This window comes from Amycolatopsis sp. NPDC059657 (assembly GCF_042734395.1).
Taxonomy (GTDB): domain Bacteria; phylum Actinomycetota; class Actinomycetes; order Mycobacteriales; family Pseudonocardiaceae; genus Amycolatopsis.
In genome coordinates, this window is sequence record NZ_JBHWEB010000170.1 from 10644 (window position 1) to 15711 (window position 5068).

Below are 5068 nucleotides of genomic sequence, written 5' to 3' on the forward strand. Positions count from 1 at the left end.
CGTGAGTGGTATGGCCGGTTCTAACCGGCCGTACCACTCACGACCTCTCTCTCGACAGGCTCGCCCGCGCCGCACGCGTGGCCCCGGTTTGGGTGAGGGAGGCCCTCACTCAACTTCCCTGGGGCACGCCACATTTGGCCTTCCCATCAATGTCACGACGTCAAAGCTGTTCGGCCCGCAATGCCCCTGGCTTGCCGCAGGCGGCCACGTTGGCGAGGTTCGCCAGCGCCTCCGCCAGCTTCTGAGCCTGTGCCGGATCGTTCAGGTCGGTCGTGCCCGTGGACAGCGACAACTCGAACCGCTTGGTGGTGTCGGCCGTGCCGAACAGGTACGACAGGTAGCCGTGGATCCCGCCGGTGTGCCCGGAAACCGTTGCGCCACAACCGGTCTCCATCTGCTGCAGGCCGAGCCCGTACGCCTGGCCGCCGCCGAGCGGCCTGGTCTTGAACATCTCCGCGAGCAGTGGCGGCGCGAGCAGTTTGCCGCCGAACAACGCGGTGAGGTACCGGTCCAGGTCAGCGGTGGTGGAGATGATCTCACCGGCCGAAGTGCCCCACGACGGGTTCAGCCGCGTGATGTCGACGACGCGCGGCGTACCGCCGACGGCATAAGAGTAGTAGCCGTGGGCATGCGGCCCCGGGATGTTCGAGCTGGTGCCGGGGAGCGAGGTGTCCCTGAGCCCGACAGGACGCAGGACGCGGCGTTCCACCTGATCGGCCCAGTCCGTGCCGGTCACCTTTTCGATCAGCAGCCCCGCCAGCACGTAATTGGTGTTGGAGTACGACCAGTTCGTGCCGGGCGCGAACCGGGCAGGCTTCGACAGCGACACCGCGACCAGGTCTTCCATCCGGTAGGTGTGGAACCGCTTGTCCACGAATTCCTGGCCCTCCAACGGGATTCCCGGCTCGCTCGTGCCATCCGGGTTGACCTCGCCGGTGTAGTTGAACAGGCCACTGGTGTGCTGCAACAGCATCCGCACGGTGATCCGCTCGTCCAGCCCGAACCGGGGCAGATAACGGACCGCCGGATCGTCCAGCTTGACCTTGCCCTCGCCGACCAGCTGCAGGATCACCGTGGAGACAAAGGATTTCGTGATGCTTCCGGCGCGGAACCGGCCGTTCACGGGTACCCCGTCCCGTCCGCCGAGTTCGCGCTTGCCCGCCGTTCCCGCCCAGTCTCCCCGGTCGTCGTGCACCCGCACCTGCACCCCCGCGGCGCCTGCGGCGACGACCTCTGCCATCGCCTGCCGCAGGTCGGCGCGGTCCGGCGCCGCTGTCGCGGCGGGTACGGCAAGCCCTGTGATCAGTGCGGCGGCGAGTGCCACCACCATCGTTTTCCGCATTGAACCCCCTTGGTTCGTCGACCATTCCAAGCTAGCGACAAACCGGGCAGGGGGTCAGAGGGTTTTTCCCCGAACTATTTCCCCCGCGATGATGGTAGAAGTCCACTTCCCGGAGTCGAGCAACGCTTGGTAAGGATCCTGCCCGTCCGCCGTGTCGAACACCGCGAGGTCGGCGCGGGCGCCGGGGGACAGCACGCCGAAGTCGGCGGCGCCCATCGCGAGCGCGCCGCCTCGGGTCGCGGCCTCGACCACGCGCTGATCGAGATCCGGATGCCGATATCCCTGCCGTAAAGCCAATTCCCGGACCGCGCGTGCTTCGTCGAGCAGGTCGAGCGAGGGGCTGGACGCGAGCGAGTCGGTGCCGATCGCGACCGGTACCGAGTCTTCCAAATAGTCCGCGACCGGCGGCGCGCCGACGCCGAGCACGGCGTTCGACCGCACGCACAAGGCGACGGACACGCCGTGCGCGCGGAACAGCGAACGGTCCGCGGCGTCACAATGCACCCCATGTGCCACATGGGTCGACGGCCCGAGCCCGCCGATCTCCGCGAGCTGAGCGGCGGGTGATCGGGTGCTGCCCATGCCGACGAGTTCGTAGGCGCGGCCGAACAACTGCGCGAGCGCCGCCAATGGGCCGGTGCCGTCGCGGACGAAGACGACCTCGTCCTCCGACTCCGACAAATGCGGATGCAGCCGCAGGTCACGCGCATGCGCGAGGTCGACGAGCTCACGGAACACGGCGGTGCCGACGGTGTACAGGGCATGCGGCGAGATCCCGAGCACGCGGCCGCTGGGCCGGTCCAGCACGTCGAGCAGCTGGGCGCGGCTCGCGGCGGCCCACTGCTTGTCGTCGGCCAGCACGACTTCGAGGTAGGAGACGCCGGTCAGGCCGGACTCGGCGACCGGGTCGAGCACGCAGGCGTCGGTCACGATGTCCGCGCAGGCCGTGGTGCCGCTGCTCAGCAGCAGATCCGCGCCGCGCTTGGCACTGTCGGCCCACATCTGGTCGGTGAACCGCTGCCGCCGCGGTCCCATTTTCTTGATCCAGGACACGAACGACGTGACCGGCTCGGTCGCCAGGTCCTCGAAATCGGTGTACTGCAAGTGGGTGTGCGCGTTGACGAGCCCGGGAAGCAGCGTGCCGCGCCAGGTACGCACCGGTGTTCCGGGATGCCGCGCGGTGAGATCGGCGGCGGGCCCGACCTCGGCGATCACGCCGTCCTCGACGAGCACCGCGCCGTCGGCGATCGGCTCGGTGACGATCGGCAGTACGACCGGCGCGGTGTGGATCACCGAAGTCAACGCTGCACCTCCAGCTCGGGAACCTTGCTGTCAAAGGCTTTCGCCACCTGGACGAGCCAGCGCCGGTCGCTCGCGATGTCCGAGCCGCCGACCCGGTCCGGCGGCTCGTCGCTGTGGCCGGGTTCTTGCCTGCTGGCGAGCGCCGCCTTGATCCGCGCTGCCTCGGCCCCCGCGTCCAAGTCGTCGCCGTCCATGTAAGGCCGCAACGCCAAGAGGCCGTCGCGGATCTCGATCACCCGCCGGTAGGTCTTGAACTTCATGTCCCTGACCGAAAGCAGGTCGACGACCAGCGGCTTCGGCCCGTCCAGCGCGATGTGCGGATACGCCTCGGACAACGCCAGCCAGAGCGGGCGCAGCCGCAGGTGGTCGCGATAGCTCGCGAGCCAGCCTGCCGACGGCGCGATGCCAGGGATCAGCCAGCCGGTCAGCTTGAGTATCGCCCCGATCCCGCCGCACAACCCGCCGATCTGGTCGGCGACGGACATGTCCAGCCCGGTGTGCACTGCGAGCACGTCGCCCGCCCTGGTCACGCTGTTGCCGAGGGTGAGCGCGGCGCCGAACGCGACCGTGAACAGCCCGAACCGCAGCCACCGGCGCTCCGCGTTCTTCGCGTGCCTGCGGCACAAGCGCGCGATCCGGACCTCCGCGATCGTGTAAGCGATCACGTACCCGAGCAGGTAGATGTCGAAGAACGGCGGATCGAGGAACACCGGTGGCCTGCCGCCGGTCGCGTGCTTGCCGATGACGAAGGTCAGTATCAGGCCGAGCACGACCGAGCCGCCGGTGACCAGGTGCGTCCACACCTTGCGCTTGGCGTCGCGGCCCTCGGTGGTCCAGTAGGTGAGCAGGATCTGCTCGCTGGTCACCAGCAGCAGCACGAGGCAGGTGCCGACGACGAAAGTGCCGCCGGTGAGGCCGATGCCGGCGGCGACCAGTTTCGCGACCGCGGGCACGCTGACCGTGAAGCCGACCATGGTCGCGGCGAACACCAGGCACAACGCGATGAGCGCCGGATCGCGGGGATTGCGCCGCAGATGCCCGAGCTTGTAGATCAGCCCGAGCGCGGCGAACACCGCGGCGAACGGGAAGAGGACGCCGATGATCACGTCGGCGGCCGCAGTATCCGGTCGAGTGCGGCGACCGCGCGGGACGGTTCCGGCCGGTCCGGTTCCGCCGCGACCCTGCCGAGCAGGAACGACGCCATCAGCTCCGCCTCACGCTCGTGCGTCTCGGAGTACCCCTTGCGCGCGAGCACCGCGCGGACGAGTTCCGGCGCCACGTCGGGGAAGAGCCGGGTCTTCTCGTGCGCGTCGTGCCCGCAGACCATGTGGGCGAGTTCGTGCACGATGATGTGTTCCTGGTGCGGCTTGCTGGTGTCCGCCTCGTAGAGGATGTAGTCGGCCTGGTCGGTCGCCACCCAGAGCCCGCACGGGCCGGGGGAGGGGAACCGGACCGGGTCGAGGTGGATCGGCCTGCCGCGTGACTCGGCCAGCTTGCCGATCAGCTGCTCGGTGGTGAACGTGCGGCGCAGCCCGAGTTCACGCAGCAGCTTGGTGCAGCGGGCGCGGATTCCTTGCCTGGTCAGCTTTTCACTCATGGGGAGGCCGGTTCTCCCGCTCGCGCTGGAGCGTCCGGTCGATCATCCGCAGTATCGAGTCCTGGCCTTCGGGGGACAGCTCCTCCAGCCTCGCGGCGGTGTTGAGCAGCTTGCCCGCGCGCATCGAGTCGAGCACGCGCAGCTGGCGGTCCACCTGATCGGCGTAGTCGGCGTCGAAGAAGTACTGCACCTGGACCCCGAAATGCGTGGCCAGTATGCCGAGCGTTTCGATACGGGGATTGGTCTCCTGGCCGGTGCGCAGTTTCCAGATCGTCGTATGCGAGATGTTCGCGCCTTTCGCGCGGATGGCGTCGGCGATCTCCTGCGAGCTCAAGTCCTTCTTACCGGCCAGTTTCGCGTGCGCGCCGATCAGGCTCTCCAGAACCTCGGCGATCCCGCGTTTGCCGTCCGTCACTCCGCACCCCTGACAGCGACATGATCATATCGCGCTCAAGATACACACTCCGCGCCCGTGAGCGGGTGGGCTGCCGGGGAAACCAGCCCGGTGGAGGAAGCCGATTGTGACTCCTTGTGCACATTCTACTGCCGGGGGTAGGTCATTTACCCCAACCGAGTGAGTGGGGGTGGCCATCAACTATTCTTGACAGCGTCGGCGAGCGCTGACTACGTTGGGTATACGTCGGCTGACACGAGGGTTACTGGGCGGACAGGCCGGCGCGGAGCGGTGATTCCTGCTCGGGAAGGCTAGGGGTGTTCCCGAGCAGGAATTCAATTACACGCTCGTCTACGACGTGTCGTCCCCTTCATGCGCGCTTTCTTCCGCCTTTCCTGGCCGGGGGTCGTGAGTGGTATCGCCGGTTCTAACC

5 protein-coding genes are annotated in these 5068 nt (G+C 67.9%); all 5 read right to left on the reverse strand.

Going from position 1 to position 5068, the window contains the following annotated elements:
- Positions 1–160: 160 nt before the first annotated feature.
- The 5 genes from ACFV15_RS44665 to ACFV15_RS44685 are packed head-to-tail and all read right to left on the reverse strand — an operon-like array spanning position 161 to position 4656.
- Complete coding sequence (locus tag ACFV15_RS44665) at positions 161–1342, reverse strand: serine hydrolase domain-containing protein (protein ID WP_378359120.1); 1182 nt, start codon at positions 1340–1342, stop codon at positions 161–163.
- A gap of 54 nt (positions 1343–1396) precedes the next feature.
- Entirely contained in the window at positions 1397–2635 is a 1239-nt protein-coding gene (locus ACFV15_RS44670) for an amidohydrolase family protein (RefSeq protein ID WP_378359128.1), read from the reverse strand.
- A 5-nt stretch (positions 2636–2640) separates the two neighbouring features.
- On the reverse strand, positions 2641–3750 hold the full coding sequence (locus ACFV15_RS44675; RefSeq protein ID WP_378359122.1) for an MAB_1171c family putative transporter: 1110 nt from the start codon (positions 3748–3750) through the stop codon (positions 2641–2643).
- Positions 3747–4241 (reverse strand): hypothetical protein, encoded by a 495-nt coding sequence (locus tag ACFV15_RS44680; RefSeq protein WP_378359124.1) that lies wholly within the window; start codon positions 4239–4241, stop codon positions 3747–3749. The genes ACFV15_RS44675 and ACFV15_RS44680 overlap by 4 nt, the downstream gene beginning before the upstream one ends.
- A complete protein-coding gene (locus tag ACFV15_RS44685) occupies positions 4234–4656 on the reverse strand; it encodes an XRE family transcriptional regulator (RefSeq protein WP_378359126.1) in 423 nt (140 codons plus the stop codon). The genes ACFV15_RS44680 and ACFV15_RS44685 overlap by 8 nt, the downstream gene beginning before the upstream one ends.
- Positions 4657–5068 lie beyond the last annotated feature (412 nt).